The 21,545-nt window shown below is 64.0% G+C and carries 24 protein-coding genes; 8 read left to right on the top strand and 16 right to left on the bottom strand.

Annotation, left to right across the window (positions count from 1 at the left end):
• Nucleotides 1-28: 28 nt before the first annotated feature.
• Nucleotides 29-931, bottom strand: coding sequence for a DMT family transporter (locus J2X19_RS17550; RefSeq protein ID WP_310375129.1), 903 nt, complete (start codon nt 929-931; stop codon nt 29-31).
• A gap of 118 nt (nt 932-1,049) precedes the next feature.
• On the opposite strand from J2X19_RS17550, the gene J2X19_RS17545 reads away from it, so the two are divergent.
• Nucleotides 1,050-1,466, top strand: coding sequence for a hotdog fold thioesterase (locus J2X19_RS17545; protein ID WP_116607626.1), 417 nt, complete (start codon nt 1,050-1,052; stop codon nt 1,464-1,466).
• 174 nt (nt 1,467-1,640) lie between these two features.
• Here J2X19_RS17545 and J2X19_RS17540 read toward each other — a convergent pair whose 3' ends face one another.
• Nucleotides 1,641-2,204 (bottom strand): cob(I)yrinic acid a,c-diamide adenosyltransferase, encoded by a 564-nt coding sequence (locus J2X19_RS17540; protein WP_310375128.1) that lies wholly within the window; start codon nt 2,202-2,204, stop codon nt 1,641-1,643.
• 66 nt (nt 2,205-2,270) lie between these two features.
• On the opposite strand from J2X19_RS17540, the gene J2X19_RS17535 reads away from it, so the two are divergent.
• A complete protein-coding gene (locus J2X19_RS17535) occupies nt 2,271-3,695 on the top strand; it encodes an FAD-binding oxidoreductase (RefSeq protein ID WP_310375127.1) in 1,425 nt (474 codons plus the stop codon).
• On the top strand, nt 3,692-4,528 hold the full coding sequence (locus J2X19_RS17530; protein ID WP_310375126.1) for an arginase family protein: 837 nt from the start codon (nt 3,692-3,694) through the stop codon (nt 4,526-4,528). The genes J2X19_RS17535 and J2X19_RS17530 overlap by 4 nt, the downstream gene beginning before the upstream one ends.
• Nucleotides 4,529-4,533: 5 nt before the next feature.
• Here J2X19_RS17530 and J2X19_RS17525 read toward each other — a convergent pair whose 3' ends face one another.
• The 13 genes from J2X19_RS17525 to mnmG all read right to left on the bottom strand — a co-directional run bounded on the left by J2X19_RS17525 (nt 4,534) and on the right by mnmG (nt 16,573).
• A complete protein-coding gene (locus J2X19_RS17525) occupies nt 4,534-5,457 on the bottom strand; it encodes an alpha/beta hydrolase (protein ID WP_310375124.1) in 924 nt (307 codons plus the stop codon).
• A gap of 199 nt (nt 5,458-5,656) precedes the next feature.
• Nucleotides 5,657-6,382, bottom strand: coding sequence for an alpha/beta fold hydrolase (locus J2X19_RS17520; protein WP_310375121.1), 726 nt, complete (start codon nt 6,380-6,382; stop codon nt 5,657-5,659).
• 188 nt (nt 6,383-6,570) lie between these two features.
• Nucleotides 6,571-7,443, bottom strand: coding sequence for a hypothetical protein (locus J2X19_RS17515; RefSeq protein WP_116607632.1), 873 nt, complete (start codon nt 7,441-7,443; stop codon nt 6,571-6,573).
• Between the two features lie 9 nt (nt 7,444-7,452).
• Nucleotides 7,453-8,058, bottom strand: a complete 606-nt coding sequence (gene lpoB / locus J2X19_RS17510) for a penicillin-binding protein activator LpoB (RefSeq protein WP_116607633.1) — start codon at nt 8,056-8,058, stop codon at nt 7,453-7,455.
• Between the two features lie 21 nt (nt 8,059-8,079).
• On the bottom strand, nt 8,080-8,460 hold the full coding sequence (locus J2X19_RS17505; RefSeq protein ID WP_310375117.1) for a YcfL family putative periplasmic lipoprotein: 381 nt from the start codon (nt 8,458-8,460) through the stop codon (nt 8,080-8,082).
• 26 nt (nt 8,461-8,486) lie between these two features.
• Entirely contained in the window at nt 8,487-9,983 is a 1,497-nt protein-coding gene (locus tag J2X19_RS17500) for a COG3014 family protein (protein ID WP_310375115.1), read from the bottom strand.
• A gap of 265 nt (nt 9,984-10,248) precedes the next feature.
• On the bottom strand, nt 10,249-10,974 hold the full coding sequence (locus tag J2X19_RS17495; RefSeq protein WP_310375114.1) for a class I SAM-dependent methyltransferase: 726 nt from the start codon (nt 10,972-10,974) through the stop codon (nt 10,249-10,251).
• A gap of 13 nt (nt 10,975-10,987) precedes the next feature.
• The gene (locus tag J2X19_RS17490; protein WP_310375112.1) at nt 10,988-11,908 is read right to left on the bottom strand and encodes a ParB/RepB/Spo0J family partition protein; all 921 of its coding nucleotides are present in this window, start codon (nt 11,906-11,908) and stop codon (nt 10,988-10,990) included.
• Nucleotides 11,909-11,921: 13 nt separating this feature from the next.
• Entirely contained in the window at nt 11,922-12,455 is a 534-nt protein-coding gene (locus J2X19_RS17485) for an RBBP9/YdeN family alpha/beta hydrolase (RefSeq protein ID WP_310375109.1), read from the bottom strand.
• Between the two features lie 57 nt (nt 12,456-12,512).
• Nucleotides 12,513-13,283 (bottom strand): ParA family protein, encoded by a 771-nt coding sequence (locus J2X19_RS17480; RefSeq protein ID WP_310375107.1) that lies wholly within the window; start codon nt 13,281-13,283, stop codon nt 12,513-12,515.
• Between the two features lie 18 nt (nt 13,284-13,301).
• Nucleotides 13,302-13,916, bottom strand: coding sequence for a LysE family transporter (locus tag J2X19_RS17475; protein ID WP_310375105.1), 615 nt, complete (start codon nt 13,914-13,916; stop codon nt 13,302-13,304).
• 30 nt (nt 13,917-13,946) lie between these two features.
• Entirely contained in the window at nt 13,947-14,603 is a 657-nt protein-coding gene (gene rsmG, locus J2X19_RS17470) for a 16S rRNA (guanine(527)-N(7))-methyltransferase RsmG (RefSeq protein WP_310375103.1), read from the bottom strand.
• Nucleotides 14,600-16,573 (bottom strand): tRNA uridine-5-carboxymethylaminomethyl(34) synthesis enzyme MnmG, encoded by a 1,974-nt coding sequence (mnmG, locus tag J2X19_RS17465; RefSeq protein ID WP_310375100.1) that lies wholly within the window; start codon nt 16,571-16,573, stop codon nt 14,600-14,602. Before mnmG ends, rsmG begins: the two co-directional genes overlap by 4 nt.
• A gap of 168 nt (nt 16,574-16,741) precedes the next feature.
• On the opposite strand from mnmG, the gene J2X19_RS17460 reads away from it, so the two are divergent.
• The 5 genes from J2X19_RS17460 to J2X19_RS17440 all read left to right on the top strand — a co-directional run bounded on the left by J2X19_RS17460 (nt 16,742) and on the right by J2X19_RS17440 (nt 20,633).
• Entirely contained in the window at nt 16,742-17,299 is a 558-nt protein-coding gene (locus J2X19_RS17460; RefSeq protein WP_310375098.1) for an NADPH-dependent FMN reductase, read from the top strand.
• A 41-nt stretch (nt 17,300-17,340) separates the two neighbouring features.
• Nucleotides 17,341-18,078, top strand: a complete 738-nt coding sequence (locus J2X19_RS17455; RefSeq protein WP_310375096.1) for a hypothetical protein — start codon at nt 17,341-17,343, stop codon at nt 18,076-18,078.
• A 12-nt stretch (nt 18,079-18,090) separates the two neighbouring features.
• On the top strand, nt 18,091-18,369 hold the full coding sequence (locus J2X19_RS17450) for a DUF2164 domain-containing protein (protein ID WP_116607643.1): 279 nt from the start codon (nt 18,091-18,093) through the stop codon (nt 18,367-18,369).
• A 182-nt stretch (nt 18,370-18,551) separates the two neighbouring features.
• Nucleotides 18,552-19,487, top strand: a complete 936-nt coding sequence (locus J2X19_RS17445) for a DUF808 domain-containing protein (protein WP_310375093.1) — start codon at nt 18,552-18,554, stop codon at nt 19,485-19,487.
• 141 nt (nt 19,488-19,628) lie between these two features.
• Nucleotides 19,629-20,633, top strand: a complete 1,005-nt coding sequence (locus tag J2X19_RS17440; RefSeq protein WP_310375091.1) for a transporter — start codon at nt 19,629-19,631, stop codon at nt 20,631-20,633.
• 45 nt (nt 20,634-20,678) lie between these two features.
• Here J2X19_RS17440 and J2X19_RS17435 read toward each other — a convergent pair whose 3' ends face one another.
• Entirely contained in the window at nt 20,679-21,443 is a 765-nt protein-coding gene (locus J2X19_RS17435; protein WP_310375089.1) for a hypothetical protein, read from the bottom strand.
• Nucleotides 21,444-21,545: the final 102 nt, after the last annotated feature.

Genomic DNA, 21,545 nt, shown 5'->3' with positions numbered 1-21,545 from the left:
CAGCGGTCAAGCCTGGGGTTGTGCCGCATCACGGTGTCACCACCAGTTCCTTGACCCGCTCCTGGCGCACCACGTACAGCCCGCAGGCGATGACGATGGCACCGCCCAGCAAGGTGTTGCTGTCAGGCAGGCTGTTCCACAGCAGTCCGTCCAACGCGATGCCCCAGGCCAGCGAGGTGTACTCGAACGGCGCCACCACCGAAGCCTGGCCGTGGCGAAACGCGTGGGTGATCGCTAGCTGACCGACAAATCCACTGACCGCAATCACCCCCAGCACCGGCGCGTGCGCGGCCTGCACCGGCACCCAGTGCGGCCAGGCCAGCGCACCCGCGCCAAAGGCCAGGCCACTGGTACCCCAAAACACCAGGCTGGCGGCCGAATCGGTGCGGCTGGCGATGCGCCCGGTCAGCGCCGACACGGCGTAGCACAGGGCCGACACCAGGATCGCCAGCGCGCCCAGCGACAAGAACATGCCCTGGTCGGGCCGCAGCGCCACCACCACGCCGCACAGGCCGCCGCCCAGCGCCAGCCAGTGGCTAGGCCGCACCTTTTCCTTCAGCACCGGAATCGACAGCACGGTGATCAGCAGCGGCGCGATGAAGAAGATGGTGTAGGCCTCGGCCAGGCCCAGGGTCTGCAGCCCGTAGACAAACGAGCTGAGCATGGTCACGCCGATCACCATGCGCAGCGCATGCAGCGGCCAGCGCACCTTGAACACATTGCCCAGCTCCTTGCGCCACAGCACATACATCAGCACCAGCGGCAGGGCCACGCCGCCGCGCATCGCCGCCACCTGCAGCGGCGGGTAGCTGGCGGTGAGCGATTTCATGGCCGCATCCATCATCGAAAAAGCCCCCACGGCGATCACCATGGCGACGATGCCGCGCAGGTTTTCCGAAGCGGTCGGTCTGAGAGCGGTAGCAGCAGGCACGTGGATGTCTCCGAAAGCAAGCCCGCACGGCGGTGGGGCTCTTGGTTTATGCTGGCGCCTGGGAAAACCACGCAAGCGCCACTGCATTGAAAGTGGCGCCAACACAGGGCACACGGGTATGTCTATCTGGAAGAAACCGATCTCGGTCGAAGCACTCAGCACCATGGCACTGGGCACGGCGATAGCCCACCTGGGGATCGAATTTCTGGAAGTAGGCGACGACTTTATCAGCGCCCGCGTTCCCGTGGATACGCGCACCTGTCAACCCTACGGACTGCTGCACGGCGGGGTCAGCGTGGTGCTAGCCGAGACCCTGGGTTCCTGCGGCGCGATGTACGCTTCGCCCGAAGGCCACAAGGCCGTGGGCCTGGATATCAACGCCAACCACCTGCGTGGCGTGACCAGCGGCTGGGTCACCGGCACGGCACGGCCGGTGCATATAGGCCGGACCACCCAGGTCTGGCAAATCGACCTGGTGGACGACGCCGGCAAGATGGTCTGCGCATCCCGCATCACCATGGCTGTATTGGTGTAACACCCCCAGGCTTGCCCACTGCGTGTGGCCTCCTCCCCCCTTGCAGGGGGCGATACCGACGGTCCGGCAAAGCCGGTCCCGTGGTATCTCTGGAAGGGGTGTTTCCTCGGTGGTTTTAGTGTTTTAGGCCGCTGGCGCTTATTCTGCCTGCGGTAGCCGCTATTGAAAATATAGCTACTCGCTGCCACGCGCCAGGCGTTGGCTTTTCCAATACACGTCATCCCCGCCGTCCATCCGGTTCAGCACCCGGGCCAGCACGAACAGCAGATCGCTGAGCCGGTTCAGGTACTGTCGGGGCGTGTCCTTCAGGCTTTCCAGCTGCTCCAGCGCGACCACGGTGCGCTCGGCGCGGCGCGCCACAGTGCGGCAGACGTGGGCTTGCGAGGCGGCGCGGCTGCCGGCGGGCAGTATGAATTCGGCCAGCCGGGGCAGCGCGGCGTTGTGCTCGGCCAGTGCCTGGTCCAGCGCCAACACCGCCTCGGGTTTCAGCAGCTCGAAGCCGGGAATCGACAGCTCGCCGCCCAGGTTGAACAGCTGGTGCTGCACTTCCACCAGCAGCTCTCGCACACTCTCGGGCAGGGGTTCGCACAGCAGCAGGCCGATGTGGCTGTTCAGCTCGTCCACGTCGCCCATGGCCTGCACGCGCAGACTGTCCTTGCGGACCCGGGTGTTGTCGCCCAGGCCGGTCGTGCCGTCGTCGCCGGTGCGGGTGGCAATTTGCGTCAGGCGATTGGCCATGGCGGCCTCCTTGTGTGAATAGAGCGAGAATTGTGCGGTATCCACGCCCTCTACCGGAGTCTGCCCATGAACGCCCCCACCGCCCCCCAGCACCTGCTGCCGACCATCGCCATCCGTGCCATGCCCGCTGCCCTGGTGGATGCGCTGCAGGCCCGCTTTGGCAAGCAGTTCAGCACCGCCATGGCAGTGCGTGAGCACCATGGGCGCGACGAATCCTCGTTCTCGGTGCCGCCGCCGGCCGCCGTGGTGTTTGCCGAAAGCACCGCCGATGTGGCCGACGCGGTGAAGCTGGCCAGCGACTACGCGGTACCCGTCATTCCCTTCGGCGTCGGCTCCTCACTGGAAGGCCATCTGCTGGCCGTGCAAGGCGGCATCAGCCTGGATGTGAGCCGCATGAACGCCATCCTCAGCGTCAACGCCGACGACCTGACGGTCACCGTGCAGCCCGGCGTGACGCGCAAGCAGCTGAACGAAGCCATCAAGGACACCGGCCTGTTCTTCCCCATCGACCCCGGTGCCGACGCATCGATTGGCGGCATGTGCGCCACCCGTGCCAGCGGCACCAACGCCGTGCGCTACGGCACCATGCGTGAGAACGTGCTGGCGCTGGAAGTAGTCACCGCCAGCGGCGAAGTTATCTACACCGGCACCCGGGCCAAGAAGTCCAGCGCCGGCTACGACCTGACGCGGCTGATGGTGGGCAGCGAAGGCACCTTGGGCGTGATCACCGCCGCCACGGTCAAGGTCTATCCGCTGCCCGAGGCCATCTCGGCGGCGATCTGCTCGTTCCCCAGCATCGAAGCCGCGGTGCGCTCCACCATCCAGGTGATACAGCTGGGCGTGCCGATTGCCCGCGTCGAGCTGATCGACGCCAATACCGTGCGCATGGTCAATACCTACGCCAAGCTGGGCCTGCGCGAGGAGCCACTGCTGCTGATGGAGTTCCACGGCTCGCCCACCGGCGTCAAGGAACAGGCCGAGCTGGTGCAAGAAATCGCCACCGACCACGGCGGCCAGGCCTTTGAATGGGCCAGCACACCCGAAGAACGCACCCGCCTATGGACCGCCCGGCACAACGCCTATTTCGCCGCCGTGCAGTCGCGCCCGGGCTGCAAGGTGATCTCCACCGACACCTGCGTGCCGATCTCGCGGCTGGCCGACTGCCTGCTGGATTCGGTCACCGAGGCCGACGCCTCGGGCATCCCCTACTTCCTGGTTGGCCATGTGGGCGATGGCAACTTCCACTTCGGCTATCTGATCGACCCCGACAACACCGAAGAACGCGAGAAGGCCGAGCAGCTGAACCACGCCCTGGTCAGCCGCGCACTGGCGCTGGAAGGCACTTGCACCGGCGAACACGGCGTGGGCCTGCACAAGATGGACTTTCTGCTGGCCGAAACCGGCGCCGGCGCAGTGGCCATGATGCGCGCCATCAAGCAGGCGCTGGACCCGCAGAACATCCTGAATCCGGGCAAGATTTTCCGCCTATGAACCACCGGAACACAGCAAAAAACATAGCGCTCAGCGTATACCAGACGCGCGCTGGCGACCATAACAACCTGGCCCAGCCCGGTGCGGTAGCGATTGGCGACTGGTTCGCCCAGCAGCTGAATATCCAGCCCCAGCGGATCGGCACGCCAGCCCCCGCGCTGAATGCAGGCTGGCAGCAGGAATTGCAGGCCGCCCGCCCCGCCCTGCAGGCTATGGCCGACCGCTTTGAGACCATTTTTGCGCAGGGCTGCACACCGCTCACGGCACTCAGCCGCTGTGCGGTATCACTGGCCACCCTGCCGGTGCTGGCCAGGCACCGGCCGGACGCCTGCGTGGTCTGGTTCGACGCCCATGCCGACCTGCATACTCCGGCCACCACCACCAGCGGCTACCTGGGCGGCATGGCCTTATCCGGCCCGCTGGGCCTGTGGGATTCGGGCCTGGGCGGGTCACTGCAAAGCGCCAACGTGCTGCTGGTCGGCGCGCGCGATATCGACCCGCCAGAGCAGGCCCTGATTGACGCCGGCACCGTCCGCCTGATCAGGCCGCAAGCGGATCTGGCCGCCGAACTCCAGGCTGCAATCGCCGGGCGCCCGGTCTATGTGCACCTGGACTGCGATGTACTGAACCCCGGCATCGTTCCCACCGAGTACCGCCACGCGGGCGGCCTGAAGCTGGCCGATTTGCAGGCCGCGTGCGCGGTGCTGGCGCGCAGCGAAGTGGTCGGGTTGGAGATTTCAGAGTTCCAGATTGCCTGGGAAGACGGCGGAGCGCCGGTCTCGCCCGCGCCCCTGCTGGAGGCGCTGCGCCCGCTGATCACCAGCTGGGCCTAAAAACTTCAGGGCGCGGTGGCCTGGCACAAGCCCGACGACGGGGCCTGGGCCCAGCGCTCCAGCCAAAGCCCCAGCTGTTGCAATCCCTGGACGTCGCCCGTTATATGCCGGGTGCATAGCGGCGCACTGCGGCCCGCCGCGCGCTCGGCAAAGCGCAGATAGGCTGCGGCCGGCACCTGGGCATCGGCATCGCCCCAGAGCTGCAGGATGGGCCATTCCGACTCGGCCAAAGGCCGGGCGGTATGCCAGCGCCACAGGTCGCGCCAGTAGCGCAGGCTGCGGCCCTGGACTTCGCTGCTGTCGGGCGCATCCGAATGCTGGGCCTCGTCCAGCGCCTGCCAGGCCGCCAGCTGGCCGCTGCGCTGGGCTTGCAGCACGCCGGCTTCCAGCGGGTCCAGCCCCGATCCTTGCAGCAGCACCAGGCCGGCCAGGCGCGGCACCTCGGCGGCCAGGCCAGGCAGCAGATTGATGCCTTCGGCCACCCCCACCAGCAGCTGCGGTACCGGGGTGCTGCCGGTCTGGGCCCGGGCGTCGGCACGCAGGGCTGCACGGGCGCTCTCCTGCCAGCGCGACAGGCTGTCACGCTGGGTGAAGCCGGGCGCACAGCTGCCCGGTCCGGCCAGCGGGTCAACACCGGGCTTGTACAGCACCAGCAACTGGGCATGCGGCAGACTGGCCAGGCTGCGCGCCAGCGGCGGTGGCAGGCCCGCGCAGCCGTCGCCGGCCAGCACGATCATGCGGTAGCGCAGCGGCTGGGAGGGCTCGCGCTGCAGCACCGGCACCGGATTCGCCGGCGACAGGCCGGGCAGCGTGGAGGATGAAAAAAGGGGCTGCGCCTGCGCGCACGCTGCAGCATAAACCCAGGCCGCCAGAACAGCGCAGGTGGTCCGTAGGGTGTCGGTGATCGCCGTGCGGCGGAGGGAACCCATCGCATCTCCAAAATAATCAGAACACGCTATCAGCGGCCACTATAGCCCGATGCTGCACCGGTTTTTTAGCGGGATGCGGGCAGCATCGTTCATCGCTCAGTCGCTTTATTTGCTATCTTATTGAGAGCATTCATCGCCCTTCGAATAAGCACCTTTAGCTGTTTTTTCCGAATCGATGCAAAGCGTGTGCCATTGAAGCTTAGCCGCCTGCACCACACAAACCCAGCGATGGCGTCCGGCCCCAATTCTCGACCCAGGCCCACACGCGCTGCACACCGTCCACGCTTCCCTGCTGCAAACCATGGTCGGCTCCTGGCAAACGCAGGGAGCAGAACGGTGCGGCACGCCCTTTGGCGCGTTCAGCAAAACGTTGGTAGGCCTCGGCGGGCACCAGGTCGTCGGCATCACCCCAGGCTTGCAATATAGGCCAGGGCGATTCGACCAATGGACGCGCGACGCGCCAGCGCCACAGGTCGCGCCAATAGCGCAAACTGCGACCCTCTTGCACGGTGCTGTCTGGTGCGTCGGAGGACTGGGCTCGCTCCAGCGCCTGCCAGGCGAGCGACTGGTTTAAACGCTGCGCCTGCAAACCGCCAGCCTCCAGTGGGTCCAGGCCCGAGCCGGACAACAACACCAGTCCAGCCAGTTGGGGCACCTCTGCAGCCAACTCAGGCAATAACTCCGCGCCTTCCGAGATACCGACCAACAGCTGGGGTAGCGGCGGCCCATTCTGGTGGGCCTGGGCATCGGCACGCAAAGCGGCACGGGCCTGCTCTTGCCAGCGGGACAGGTTGTCGCGCTGGACAAAACCGTCCGGACAGATACCGGGGGCGGAGCCGGCGTTCAGGTCGACACCCGGCTTGTGCAACACCAACACCTGCCCATGCAGCAAGCCCGCAAAGTAACGCTCGGCAACAGGGGCCATACCTGCGCAACCGGACCCCGGTAACACAATCACCCGATAGCGCAGCGGGGGCGCCAATGCTTCTCGCCATAGCACCGGCACCACGGTGTCGGAAGACAGGCCAGGCAGCGTGCCAGATGCAAAAAGGGGCTGCGCTTGCACGCAGCCCCCGATCAACAACCCGGCCGCCAAGGCGGCACGCATGCACATCATTTCAAGATAATGGCCTGGGGTTGGGGCTGCACCTGTGGCTGAACCTGCATGGGCTGGCCCTGCTGCATGGGCTGGCGCACGCCACGGGCCATGTTCGGGTCGCTGTAACCCAACTGGTCGGTCAGTTGCTCGTAGACGCTGCCAGCCAGGGTCTGCGAAGTTTCACGCATGACCTTGGCGCGATTGGGCGGCGCAATATCGCCACGGGTGGACAGCAATTTGGTGTCGTTGCCCGCGCCCTGGGCAGAGAAAGCGGCCTTTATTTCAAAGGTCTTGGTGCTGATCAGCGAGAAGTCGGCCAGGATGTCCAGGCTGTATTGGTAGCTGGCACTGGAGGTACCTTGCAACGGCGACAGCGAGTCACGGAATTCGGCACTGGACAAGGTGCCGAACAGCACATAGTCGGCCCCGTTGAATTCGCCCTTGCGGATACGGGCAATGATGTCTTTGACTTCAGGTTGGCGCACCGGTTTGGCCATCTTGCCAGTCTGCATCTGGTTCAGCACCTGTTCGGCCTTGGTCGGCTGCGGAGCGCCAGTGTCAAAGCCTTTGCCTTGCACCAGATGGAATACCGTGCCGCGCAGCAGCGCGCCCTTGATGTCATTGGTGAATGAACCCAGCTCGCGTTGTTCCATGTAGCTGTAGCGGCCCGCCACGTAGGTGCCGCTGGACTGCTCGGACGCCGAAATGCTATTGCGGTTGGCGTTCAGCTGGCTGCTGGACTGGTAGGTACCCGCTTCAAAATACTGGGCCACGGCCTGGGTATAGGCCAGATCGGTCACGGCGATCTTGACCGGAACCTGGGCGTAGGCCTGGGTTGCTAATACGAAACCCAAAACAACAGTCGATAAGACGGTGCGGCGTTGCATGTGAACTCCTTAGCGCTTGCTGGTCTTGCGGATTTCTTTTTCGTCCTGCCATTCGATCGTGCCTTCTTGCACGTCAAACATCTTCAGGGTGAACTTGTAGAACACGTCCTTGGTATTGGCGTTTTGCTTGACGATGCTGGTCAATTCGCCTTCCAGGCTGTACTTGGCTGCGGTCATCTGGCCGATCTTGGCGGTGGAGTTTTGCTTGTACAGACCGCTTTGGTTCTGGCGTTGCAACTCGTCAACACCGGCTTGCATCTCGTTGATGGAGCGGGTGAAACGCACCTTGCCAGATTTGACCAGCGTCGTCTGGATCGAATTCATCACATTCGTGGTGTCGATGTATTCGCTGGTCTTGTTCTTCACGGTGGAAATGGTGACCGTGGGACGGCCCTGGAAGATGCCGGTTTCCAGCAAGCCGCCGGTCATTTTCTCGGCAATCATTTGCAGGTCGGTGGAACCGAATTCATTGGTGACCAGTTCCACAGCCTTGGCGTCACCATAGTTGACTTGGCGGTCAAAGCGCACCACGGGAGACGACACCTGGGTTTGACAACCCGCCAATACCAACACACTACCCAATACGCTCAGCGACAACAGACGGCTTGTTTTCATACCAATACTTTCTAAAAAGATTTATTTCTCGACGTTCATTTCGAGGCGGAAATCGGTGGCAATCCCCGAAGGCGCCACGCTTTTGACGGTTTGCTGGCCTTTGCCAAGCAAACCCATCTGCTTCCAGGATTCGCCGTCGCCCACCTGGTTGCCCACGGTGTCCAGCCAACGGAACCGATAGAACACAGTGCGGTCGGCGCGCTCGCCATTGGCCAGATCAGCCTGCACCACCAGAATGTCGTTCGGGCGGGTAATACGGATCTCGCTGACACGCACGCCTTGGGATTCACCGCGCAAGGCCACTTTGGCTGCCACGGCAGCAGGCGTGCCAGGGTCTTGGCTCTGGGCTTGCGCGGTCAAGGCCAGGCTGGCGGCGCATAGAACCAGGATTCGTTTAAACATGAAGGGCTCCTCGGAAGATGTGATGCTCAATTGGTGGCGACTGGTACCGGCTTTTTAACCACCGGTTTGGCCGGTGTTTTTGCCGCCGGCTTGGTGGTGACCACGGCTTTCACTGGCACAGGATCAGGGGTAGGTGCCACGGCCAGCGTAGGCAGCCTGCCGAACATGCCGACATCGCCCGCCAAAGTCGTGTTTTCGTAGAAACGCAGAGGCACCAACGCGTACTGGCCATCGACATTGATCTTCACGTTCAAGTCGCGCCCGTTGATGTTCACGGTGTGCTCGCCCGGTGGCAGGTACCCACGCGCCACGTAGACGCGGCCGGGCAACATGCGCCAGAGTCGATCATCGGCCTGCTCGGTCACAACCGAGCCAATCGATCCGACGACAGCGCCAAAGATGCCACCGGACTTTTGCAGCTGGTCTTGCACCACACCCTTGGCAACCGCACGGGTTACGCCGCGCAACACCATACCGGGCATTTCGTCCTTCAGCGCGCGCCGGGCCATCACATTCACGTCTACCACTTTTTCCAGTTTGAACTGTGTACCGGAGACAGTCATGGTGCTGAGCAGCGGCTCGTTGGAAGGCGCGATGACCGGATACGAAATGCTGATCGTACGGATCGAGCCGCTCACAGGCACAGGAATGGTGAACGCCGTGGGTTTGCGCGCAGGCGCGGTGCCCGACTCGACAACAAACAATACGTCCGTCATCTTCTGGCGGCGGCGCTGGGTAAAGCCCGTACGGTCGTCCAGACCACGCAGACCTTCTTCCAGTACGGCGGTGTTCGGCTTGAGTTCAATCGCTTTGCGGTAGCCAGGTGCCGCCAGGCCAGACTCGTTCATGGCTTCGTACAAAAACCCGGCCAGATAGTGGCTAAGCGCATTCTGGTAACCATTTTTCAACGCCAGGACTTCGGGATCGTTCAGGGTTTCAACCGGATAACCATTGAGCTGCTTGCCCTCGGTATTCGCCCCCTTCGACTTGGCCGCCTCTTCGGCCGCTACGGTTTCCTTGGCACGGAATTCGGCAATCACCGCTTCCCGTTCATGGGTGCGTTTGATATCCACCCGGGCATTTTCGAAATCGCCTGCGGCCACGCGGTTCAACGCCAAACGGGTCGTCAGCCAGACTTTTTCGTAGTCCTGGCCTTCGTACACCTTCAGCCGTTCGCTGATCAGCGCGGCGCCGGCCGTACCCAATAGTTTCTGCGGGTTGGTCTTGGCAGATTCTTCCCAGTTCTTGACCTGCACATCGGCAAGTAAAAATGCGTTGGTGCTGTCCGCATATTGGCGGTTCATGCGCAGCAATTCACCACGCTCCATGTTGTACAGCAGAGCGGTCTTTTCTTCTTCGGTCGTCGCCGTAGATTCCAGCTGGGCAATCGCAGCAGGTAAGCCACCGGTACGGGAGGCTGACTCGATATTCGACGTTTTCTTGTCGTGGCTTTGCATGGTCACGCAGCCGGACAAGACAAGGGACAACGCCAGCGCCGTCAAGGCACGGGATTGGTGGATCATTTCAATTCCTTAAAGATTTTCCCGTTACCTAGACCGGCAAGGCGGGGCAACAACGGTGCAATATGGTATTGCAAAGAATTACAAATTTTTGTGAAGTCGCGCTTTAATAACTTTGGTGCATTGATGCGCCAAACAATTTGATAGCGGGAGAGTGAGGTTTTATGAAGGCTACAGGCGCACTAGATGAATTCCGGCGCAATTCTAACGATGCGGTTGTCGGCCTTCATCACCCATATTGAGGAAAAAGAAAGCAACTTTTGCTGTATTACGCCACCCGGTACAGCCATACCGGTCGACCGTCCGGGGCCTCCAGCCGGCCGGTGGCCAGCACACCCGGCACCTCGAACTCCAGACTCACCAGCCAACTGCCCGGCGCCATCTGGGCGCGGGCCTTGGCCAGCGCGCGCGGCATGCTTTCGGGCCGCTGGAACAGGTAGACCAGCGCATAGCTGCTCCAGTCGGCGCGCCAGATGTCACCCTGGCGCACCCGGGCCCAGGGGCAGCGCAGCGCGCAGGCCGCACGCAAAGGCCAGCTCCATTCCAGGCCGTGCAGCTGGGCCTGCGGGTAGACCAAGCGCAGCGCCTGCAGGCCATGGCCGAGCCCACAGCCCGCATCCAGCACCCGCGCGCCCGGCGCCAGGGGTACGACAGCGGCCAGGCCCTGCAAGGCCTGGGCCGGGGTCGGAAACAGGGGCGCATCGCGCCAGGCATTCAAGGGGTAGACCAACAAGAACAAGGCCAGCGGCAGCAGCCAGGCCCAGGCCGGCAGCGCCAGCGTGCCGGACAAGGCCAGCGACAGCGGAAAGCCCGCGGCGATCAGCCCGCGCCGCCACCAGGTCGCACCCCATAGGCTGCAGGCAGCGCCACAGGCCGTCGCCAGCAGCAGGGCGACCATGCCTGGCAGGCCAAGCTGCAGTAGCAGCACAAACACCGCCCAGGCGCCGCCCCAGGCCAGCAGCGCCGGTAGCGGCCACGGCAAAGGCCATGGCATGCGGGCCATGGGCTTAGCGGGCGGCGCCGCGGCTGAGTTTGTCGATCAGGCCATTGAGCTCGTCGAGCGAGCCGAACTGCACCGTCAGCTGGCCCATTTCCTCGATCTTGCCGTGGCGCTTGACGCGCTTCTTGATGCTGATTTCTACGTCCGCCATCAGCAGGTCGGAGAGTTCTTCTTCAACCCGTTTCAGGTCGCGCGACTTTTCTTTTTGCAGCTTGGGCGAAGGGGTCAGCGAGAACTCGGCGCTGAGCTTCTTGACCAGGCCCTCGGCCTCGCGTACCGACATCTTCTTGGCCGCGATCTGGCTGGCGGCGGTGATCTGCGAGGCCTTGTCCAGCGCCAGCAGGGCCCGCGCATGGCCCATGTCCAGGTCGCCGGCCATCAGCATGGTTTGCACCGGCTCGGCCAGGTTCAGCAGGCGCAGCAGGTTGCTGGCGGCGCTGCGCGAACGGCCCACGGCCTGGGCCGCCAGTTCGTGGGTCAGGCCGAATTCCTTCACCAGGCGCTGCAGGCCCTGGGCTTCTTCCAGCGGGTTCAGGTCTTCGCGTTGGATGTTTTCGATCAGCGCCATGGCGGCAGCGGATTCGTCGGGCACGTCGCGCACCAGCACCGGCACCCGGTCGAGACCGGCCAGCCGCGCCGCGCGGAAGCGCCGTTCGCCGGCGATGATTTCGTACTTGCCAGCGTTGTCGCCGCTGGTCAGGCGCCGCACCAGGATGGGCTGCATGATGCCCTGGACCTTGATGCTCTCGGCCAGCTCGTACAGCGCGCCCTCGTCCATGCGGGTGCGCGGCTGGTACTGGCCGGCGACAAGCTCGGTCAGCAGCAGCTCGGTGGGCAGGCCGGGCTCTTGCGGCACCGGGTCTTGCACCTTGGGGCCGAGCAGAGCATCCAGGCCCATGCCCAGGCCTTTGCGTTTGGGGGTTGCCATATCGATGTGCTTTCTATTTTTGATTCAGTACCAGCGCCCTGCCCTGCGGCCAGTCGCCGAGGCCGGATTCGGCATTGATGTGGCCGCGCGCGCCGATGTTGTGCAAGGCCGCGCCCCAATGCCCGGCGAACCCGGCCGCGGCTTCAAAACTGCAATACGGGTCGTCGGTGGATGCCACCAGCGCGGCCGGAAACGGCAGCGCGCTGAGCACTGGCTGGGCCCAGCGGTGCAGCTGCGGCGGGAAATCCGGCTGGGCCACGTCGGGCGGCGCCACCAGCAAAGCGCCCTGCACTTTGCCAAGGCTGCCCGACACCGCTGCCCAGGCCGCCACCAGGTGGCAGCCCAGGCTGTGCGCGGCCAGCAACACCGGGCTGTCCTGCTGCTGCACTACCTCTTCGAGGCGGGTGATCCAGTCGCCTCGCAGCGGCTGCATCCAGTCGTGCTGCTCGACCCGCAAGTCGCCAAAATGGGTTTCCCACAAAGTTTGCCAGTGGCCAGGCCCGGAGTTTTGCCAGCCAGGCAGCAAGAGTACGCGTGGAGATGTCATTTGCTATTGATTTAGTAGCTGCTTACGCAGGTAGTAGCTGCGCCAACGGCGTATTTGTTACATGGTTTTGATACGCAAGACCATTTCTTCGGCGAAATCGACGTAGGCCACGCTGCCCTTGGCCGAAAGGTCGAACACCACGCCCGGCAGGCCGTAGCTGGGCGCTTCGGCCAGGCGCACATTGCGCGGGATCACGGTGTTGAACACCTTGTCGGCGAAGTGCGCCTTCAGCTGGTCGCTGACCTGCTGCTGCAAGGTGATGCGCGGGTCGAACATCACGCGCAGCAGGCCGATGATCTGCAGGTCCTTGTTCAGATTGGCATGCACCTGCTTGATGGTGTTGACCAGGTCGGTCAGGCCTTCGAGCGCAAAGTATTCACACTGCATGGGCACGATCACGCCGTTGGCGGCGCACAGGCCGTTCAGGGTCAGCATCGACAGAGAAGGCGGGCAGTCGATCAGCACAAAGTCGTAGTCCTGGGCCACGGCCTCGATGGCGGCGCGCAGGCGCTTTTCGCGCCGCTCCATGGCCACCAGCTCGACCTCGGCGCCGCTGAGTTCGCGGCTGGAGCCGAGCACGTCGTAGCCGCACTTCTCCGACTTGACCCGCGCCTCGGCGATGCTGGCCGATTCCAGCAGCACGTCGTACACCGTCAGCTCCAGGGTCCGCTTGTCCACGCCCGAGCCCATGGTGGCATTGCCCTGCGGGTCCAGGTCGATCATCAGTACCCGCTGCCCAACCTTGGCCAAACCGGCGGCCAGATTCACCGTGGTGGTGGTCTTGCCGACACCGCCCTTTTGGTTCGCTACACAGAATACTTTGGCCATGGATACTTTCGACGCAGATTATTTAGACAGAGCCAGCTTGACGCCAAAGCCGATCAGAAACACACCCGCCAGCTTGTTCAGCGCGCGGGACACGACCGGGTTGGCCCGCATGCGCTCGGCCAGAAAATGGGTCAGCAAGGTAGCAACCAGGCCGTAGGCAAAGGTCAGTGCGGCAATCGTCAACGCCATCACCGCAAAGGTCAGCAGGCCGCGGTGCTGTGCGGGGTCGACGAACAGTGGGAAGAAGGCCATGTAGAAAACGATGGCCTTGGGGTTCAGCAAGGTAATCATCAAGGCCTGGCGCAGAAAGTGGGAGGGCTTGATGTTCAGAATCGGCGCGTCGCCGGCCTTGGCCAGCAGCATCTTGAAACCCAGGTAGGCCAGGTAGGCGGCACCCACCCACTGCACTGCCGCGAAAGCCACCGGATAGCTGGCCAACAAAGCGGCCACGCCCGCCACCGCAGTCCACATCAGCACCTGGTCGCCCAGGATCACACCCAGGGTCGCGGCAAGTCCGCCACGGATACCACCCTTGCTGGTAGAGGTGATCAAGGCCAGATTACCGGGGCCGGGGATCATCAAGAAAACGATGATGGCAGCGACAAATGCGCCGTAATTTGCAATGCCAAACATGGAAAACTCCTCGCGTGTGAGGAGCCGAGTTTACGCGACGGCGTTTTTAATCTTCATCCAGATAATGCAGCGCTCGGCATCCAGGCCCGGCACAGCCAGCTGTTCCACGTGAAACACATCCACCGTGGCGGGCAAAACTGCCAGTTCAGCGTCCGGGTGCTTGCCTTTCATGGCCAACCAAACGCCCTGCTCTGCCAGGCTCGATGCCGACCAGGTGGTGAAATCCAGCAGCGAAGCAAAGGCCCGCGAGCTCACCACCTCGAACTTTTCCTTCAGGTTTTCTACCCGCGCATGCACGCCGCGCAGATTGCGCAGCTTCAACTCCAGCGCCACCTGCTGCACAAACGCGGCCTTCTTGCCCACCGTGTCCACGCAGCTCACCTGCAGGTCCGGGCAGCAGATGGCGAACACCACGCCGGGCAGACCACCACCCGAGCCCACATCCAGCAAGCACGCACCCGGCGCCAAAGTCGCCAGATGCTTTTGCAGCGGCGGCACGGCCGCCAGGCTGTCGATCAAGTGGTGGGTCAGCGCCTCGTCCGGGTCGCGCACCGCCGTCAGGTTGTAGACCTTGTTCCACTTCAGGATCAGGTCCAGGTAGCGCAGCAAGGTCTGCAGCTGCTCGGTCGATAAAGCCAGGCCGAGTTGTTCGGCGGCATGGGTCAGGGTTCGCAGACGGTCGCTCACAGAACGGCCTCTTCTACCGTGGGGCGGTCCTTCCAGCCCATTTTCTTCAAATGCACCAGCAGCAGCGAGATCGCTGCCGGTGTCACGCCGGTCATGCGCGAAGCCAGGCCCAGGGTTTCCGGGCGGTGCTTGTTCAGAGTCTGGCGCACTTCATAGCTGAGTGCGGTGACGGCCAGGTAGTCCAGGTCGGCCGGAATCTTCAGGTGTTCGTAATGCGCGGCGCGGTCGATCTCGGACTTCTGGCGCTCGATGTAGCCTGAGTATTTGGCGTTGATGTCTACCTGCTCCAACACCGCTGCAACGAAATCGGCCTCGGCTGTTTCACGTGGAACAGCGGCAGAAAACTCTTCCACCGCAAACTTGCCATCGGCCAAGGTCATCAGCTGGCCGTAGCTCACATCGGGCCGGCGCAGCAATTCAGCCAGGCTGTATTCATGTTCGATGGCCTTGCCCAGCACCCGCTCGGACTCGGTGGCCGCCAGATTCTTCGGGCTGATCCAGAGGCCACGCAGGCGTTCTGTTTCACGTGAAACAGCATCGCGCTTGCGGTTGAATGACTCCCAGCGCGCATCGTCCACCAGGCCCATTTGGCGGCCGGCTTCGGTCAGGCGCATGTCGGCGTTGTCCTCGCGCAGCTGCAGGCGGAACTCGGCGCGGCTGGTGAACATGCGGTAGGGCTCGGTCACGCCCTTGGTGATCAGGTCGTCCACCAGCACGCCCACGTAGGCCTGGTCGCGGCCCGGCAGCCAGCTGGCTTCACCCCGGCATTGCAGCGCAGCATTGATGCCGGCGAACAAGCCTTGGGCCGCCGCCTCCTCGTAGCCGGTGGTGCCGTTGATCTGGCCGGCGAAGAACAGGCCGTTGATCTGGCGCGTTTCAAAGCTGCTTTTCAGGCTGCGCGGGTCGAAGTAGTCGTATTCGATGGCGTAGCCGGGGCGCAGGATATGGGCGTTTTCCAGGCCGACCATGGAGCGCACCAGGTCGTACTGCACGTCGAACGGCAGGCTAGTGGAGATGCCGTTGGGGTAGACCTCGTGGGTGGTCAGGCCTTCGGGCTCCAGGAAGATCTGGTGGCTTTCTTTATCCGCAAAGCGGTTGATCTTGTCTTCCACGCTCGGGCAGTAACGCGGGCCCACGCCCTCGATCTTGCCGGTGAACATGGGGCTGCGGTCAAAACCCGAGCGGATGATCTCGTGGGTGCGCGCATTCGTATGGGTGATCCAGCACGGCATTTGCGCCGGATGCATGGAACGCTTGCCCATGAAGCTGAACACCGGAATCTGGTCCCCTACCCCGCCCGGCATGCCGTCGCCGGGTTGCTCGGCGAGCTTGCTGTAGTCGATGCTGCGGCCGTCGATACGCGGTGGCGTGCCGGTTTTCAGCCGGGCTTGCGGCAGCTTGAGTTCCTTGAGTCGTGCGCTCAGGCTGACCGCCGGCGGGTCACCGGCGCGGCCGGCGGCGTAGTTGTTCAGGCCCACATGGATCTTGCCGTCCAGGAAAGTGCCGGCCGTCAGCACCACGGTGCGGCTGCGGAACTGGATGCCAACCTGGGTGACGGCGCCCACCACGCGGTCGCCTTCTATCATCAGGTCGTCCACCGCCTGCTGGAACAGCCACAGATTCGGCTGGTTCTCCAGCATGCGGCGGATCGCGGCTTTGTACAAAACCCGGTCGGCCTGGGCGCGGGTGGCGCGCACGGCCGGGCCCTTGCTGGAATTGAGGATGCGGAACTGGATGCCGCCTTCGTCGGTGGCCAAGGCCATCGCGCCGCCGAGTGCGTCCACCTCTTTCACCAGATGGCCCTTGCCGATGCCACCGATGGACGGGTTGCAGCTCATCTGGCCCAGGGTCTCGATGTTGTGCGTCAGCAGCAGCGTCTTGCTGCCCATGCGCGCAGCGGCCAGCGCGGCCTCGGTGCCCGCATGGCCGCCGCCAACCACGATCACATCAAATTCCTGGGGGTACAACATACACATTCCTCTATCGGTTCAAGCGCCCTACTCGGATTGCACGGACGCGTCGGCGCAGAATGCCCCGAAAGGGACGGCGTGCAGGGTTCAAGCTGGGGGTTGTATATTTTAGTGGGCCGGACCGTTTCTGGCCCCCGGCGCCCGATTCCCCATTCCCCCTCTGGTCCCATGCACATCCTTGCCCTGTCTGGCAGCCTACGCGCTGCTTCCATCAACAGCAGCTTGCTGCGCGCCGCCGCCCGCCTGGCTGAACCGGATGTGCAGGTCCACGTCAGCCACTGTGTGGGCCAGCTGCCGCTGTTCAACCCCGATCTGGACCCGGCCCAGCAACCCGCCGTCTGCGCCTTGTACGCCGAGGTCCAAGCCGCCGATGCGCTGCTGCTCGCCAGCCCGGAGTACGCCCACGGCATCAGCGGCGCGATGAAGAATACGCTGGACTGGCTGGTCAGCTTCGAGCCCTTCGTCGCCAAGCCGGTGGCCGTACTCAACGCCTCGCCGCGCGCCCACCTGGCCGATGCCGCACTGCGCGAGATACTGAAAACCATGTCGGCCGAGATGGTCGAAGCCGCCTCCATCAGCATCCCGCTGCTGGGCGCGCAGCTCAGCGAAGACGGCATGCTGGCCGATCCAGCCGTTTCGCAGACCATCCGCGGCGCCCTGGATGCCCTAAAGCAAGCCGTCCCATCTCACCCGTCCCTGCAACAGCCGGCATTCCCGCTGGCCTGACACCACCTCCCTCTTCTACTGTGCTCACTCTCAAACTATTGTTGGTCCCCACATTTCTGCTGCTGGTCACGCTGGCCGGTAAACGCTGGGGGCCGGCGATTGCCGGCTGGCTGGCCGGGCTACCGGTGGTCGCCGGCCCCATCCTGTTCTTCCTGGCCATAGAGCATGGCATTCCGTTCACCGCCCGCGCGGCGACGGCGGCGCTGTCGGCAGTACTGGCGTCGGTGGCCTTCAGTCTGGCCTATGCGCATGCGGCGCAACGCCTGCCCTGGCAAGCGTCCATGGCCCTGGGTTTAGGGGGTTGGACGGCGACCGCGCTGTGCCTGTCGGCCTATCCGCTGACGCAGGCCATGGCCCTGCTGGCGGCATTGCTCGCCCTGCTGACGGCACCGCGCTGCTTTCCGCGCAGCACGGCCGTCGTGCGCGCCCGTCCGCTCAGCACGGTGGAATTGGGCTTGCGCATGCTGGCAGGTGCTTTTTTGACGGTGGCCGTAACCCTGAGCGCCGCCTACGTAGGTCCGGGCTGGAGCGGTTTGCTGGCGGTGTTCCCCGTCCTGGGTACCGTCCTGGCGGTGTTTTCGCACCGCAGCCAGGGGCCGGCCTTTACCGCCACCTTGCTGAAGGCGATGGTCACGGGGCAGTATGCAGCCGTGGCGTTCTGCTTTACGCTGTCTGTCGCTTTACCGCGCCTGCCCATGGCGTGGGCATTCGGCATTGCGGTGATGGCCGCCACCACCGTGCAGATCTCCTCCAAACGCGCGCTGATGCGCCAACCCTGACCCACTACGCCCATGACCATCGAAATCCCCAAAGACGCACGCAAAGAAGCCATTGCCTCGATCGAGCGCTACTTCCAGGAGAACATGGAAGAAAAGATTGGCAACATCGCCGCCGGCGCGCTGCTCGGCTTCTTCCTCGAAGAAATCGGCCCGCTGGTCTACAACCAGGGCGTGGCCGATGTGCAGGAGCGGCTGCAGGCGCGCATCATGGAGGTCGACATCGAGGTCCACGAAGACCCGTTCACCTACTGGCGCAAGTACGAGCGCGCGGCCAAGGGCCGGGCCAAATAAGCCCCGCATGCGCCAAGGTGATTTGCTATTTATTTGGTAGCTGTCTGCGCAGCATTTACCTGCGCTAGCGCCTTGTTTTGTATAAGTTTTTGATCCCTTTGCGCAACCGATTCGCCACGCCAGCGACAATCCGGCCAATACCGCTGCATGGTGCGGCGACCCTCTAGTAAAGACCCAGCTCCATGGCCTCTAGCCTGCTCGCCCTGATCGACGACATCGCCTCCATCCTGGACGACGTGACCCTGCTCACCAAGGTGGCGGCCAAGAAGACCAGCGGCGTGCTGGGCGACGACCTGGCGCTGAACGCCCAGCAGGTCACCGGCGTGAAGGCCGAGCGCGAGCTGCCGGTGGTCTGGGCGGTGTGCAAAGGCTCGCTGCGCAACAAGCTGATCCTGGTGCCGGCGGCACTGGCCATCAGCGCCTATGCGCCCTGGGCGGTGACGCCGCTGCTGATGGTCGGCGGCGCCTTTCTGTGCTTCGAGGGCTTCGAGAAACTGGCGCACAAATACCTGCACAGCGCGCAGGACGACGCGGCCGAGCACGCAGCCCTGGTGGCGGCCGTGGCCAACCCGGCAGTCGACCTGGTGGCGCTGGAAAAGGACAAGATCCAGGGCGCGGTGCGCACCGACTTCATCCTCTCGGCCGAGATCATCGCCATCACCCTGGGCACGGTGCAGGACAGCGGCTTCAGCACCCAGCTGGCGGTGCTGAGCAGCATTGCGCTGATCATGACGGTCGGCGTCTACGGCCTGGTGGCCGGCATCGTCAAGCTGGACGACGCCGGCCTGTACCTGAGCCAGCAGGCCAGCGCCTTCCAGCGCAGCCTGGGCCGCGGGATTCTGGTGTTTGCGCCGTGGATGATGAAGACCTTGTCGGTCGTCGGCACGGCCGCCATGTTCCTGGTCGGCGGCGGCATTTTGACGCACGGCTGGCCGGCCCTGCACCACCTGGTGGAAGCGCTCACGCAACAGGCTGCGAACATAGCCGGCATCGGCCCGCTGCTGCACGCCTTGGCGCCGCTGCTGCTGGACGGCATTACCGGCGTGCTGGCCGGCGCCGCCGTGCTGGCGGTGGTCAGCCTGGTCAAGCGCGTGCTGCCCGCCAAGACGACTGCTTGAATACTATGTATTTCATAGCTGCTAGCGCAGGTACTGTCTGCGCTAGCAGCCTTTTTCTTCTCAATTAAACCGGGTTCTGTCACACAACTGTCACCGTACTGCAAGAGACTTGTCGCTTTGCTCACAGGCGCTTGCTGCACCATGGACATTAGCTACGGCTCCGACAAGAACGGCCTTTTGTGCGGCTACAGGTTTGAAAACGGCGCGCCTGGCCAGCCCATCGACCTGGCGGAAGCCACGGCCTGGCTGCGCAATGGCGAGGCCAAGGCCGCGGGCGACTTTGTCTGGCTGCACTTCAACCTCAGCGACGCGGCGGCCGAGGCCTGCATCCGCAAGCAGCTAGACGTGGTGCCCGAGTTCTTCGAAGCCCTGCACGAAGGCTCACGCTCAACCCGCATCGAGGACGCGCACGACACCTTGATCGCGGTGGTCAACGACGTGGCCTACGAGTTCGCCTTCGACCCGGCCGAGATCGCCAGCCTGTGGCTGAACGTCGGCCCGCACATGGCCATCAGCGCGCGCTCGCACCCGCTGCGCTCGATAGACCGGATGCGCGCCGCGGTAAAGAGCGGCAAGCCCCTGCCCTCCTCGGTGGCCTTTTTGAACACCTTGCTGCAGGAGCAGGGCGACGTGCTGGTGCGCATCGTGCGCGACGCCACGGTGCAGGTGGATGTGATCGAAGACAAGTTCCTGGTCGGCCGGCTGCAGAACCGGCGCGCCGACCTGGGCAAGCTGCGCCGCGTGCTGGTGCGGCTGCAGCGCCTGCTGGCGCCCGAGCCGGGGGCGCTGTTCCGCCTGCTGCGGCTGCCGCCACCCTGGATCAGCGAGCACGACCTGGAAGAGCTGCGCCAGGCCACCGAAGAGTTCTCGCTGACCATCCGCGACATGTCGGAGCTGAAGGAGCGCATCAAGCTGCTGCAGGAAGAAATCGCCGCCCAGGTCAGCGAACAGACCAACCGCAGCGTTTTCACCCTGACCATGGTCACCGTGCTGGCCCTGCCGATCAACATCGTTGCCGGCCTGCTGGGCATGAACGTGGGCGGCATCCCGCTGGCCGAGTACCCGCATGGCTTCATGGCCATCGTCTCGATGGTGGCGGTGTTCACCGCGCTGGCCGCCTGGTACCTGTACCGGCGCAAAGACTGAAACTATATTTTTAATAGCGCCTGGCGCTGGTACTACCTGCGTTGGCTAGGTATTTGATGCCAAACTCTTGCGGTAAGCGGCCAGGCCGAAATCGTAGGCCCCGTTGCCGTAGCTGGTCTGGCTAGAGGTGTTGCTGCTGCTGTTGCTGCCGATAGTCCCCAGAGACGCCAGCATGGCCTGTTGGGTTTTCAGGATGCTCGACTGCTGGTTCAGCGACGACAGCGCCAGCCCCAGCGAACCCTCGGCGCCCAGCGCCTTGCTGGTTACTGCATAGACCTGCTGGCCCAGCGTGGCCAGGCTGGCCAGAGCAGCGGTGGGGTCGGCCTTGTACTGGGTGTCGAAGGCGCTGCGGTCCAGCACCAGCTTGCCGTCCAGGCCCAAATTGAAACCCAGGCTTTTCAGCGCATCGGTGATGGGCAGGTTGGTACTCAACGCGGCCACCAGGTCTTTGCCGGGCCGGCTGGCGTTCTGGCTGGAGGCCGTGGCCTTGGCGGCCTCGACCGCGCTGTTGAAGGCCGTGGCCACATTGCGCACCGCGGTTTGCAGCGCCGCGGCCGTAGGGCTGGCCGCAGCCACACCCTCCAGCGCGCGCGCCGCCACCTGGGTGTCGTACAACGCCGATTTGAGTTTGCCAAACGAGGACAGCTGGGCGGTAGTGCTGTCCACCTGGGCCTGGATGCGCTTTTCAACGCGCTGGAAGCCCGGCTGCGCCGACAGGCCGGTGCTGGCCGCACTGCCCGATGTCGCGCGGCTCCGGCTGCCCAGGTACAGGGCCACCGATTGGGCTTTGACGAAGTCGTTGATGTTCATGATGTGGCCGCAGGGCACGCCGGTGGAACCAAGCCCAGTCTAGTCCTAAAGCCCGGTTGCGCATAGATGGCAGCCCCGGATCGGTTTCACGTGAAACCGACA

The sequence above is a fragment of the Rhodoferax ferrireducens genome (genome assembly GCF_031458075.1).
Lineage (GTDB): Bacteria > Pseudomonadota > Gammaproteobacteria > Burkholderiales > Burkholderiaceae_C > Rhodoferax_B > Rhodoferax_B ferrireducens_A.
The sequence above is the reverse complement of the archived record's forward strand: the minus strand, read 5'-3'. Positions and strand labels throughout refer to the sequence as shown.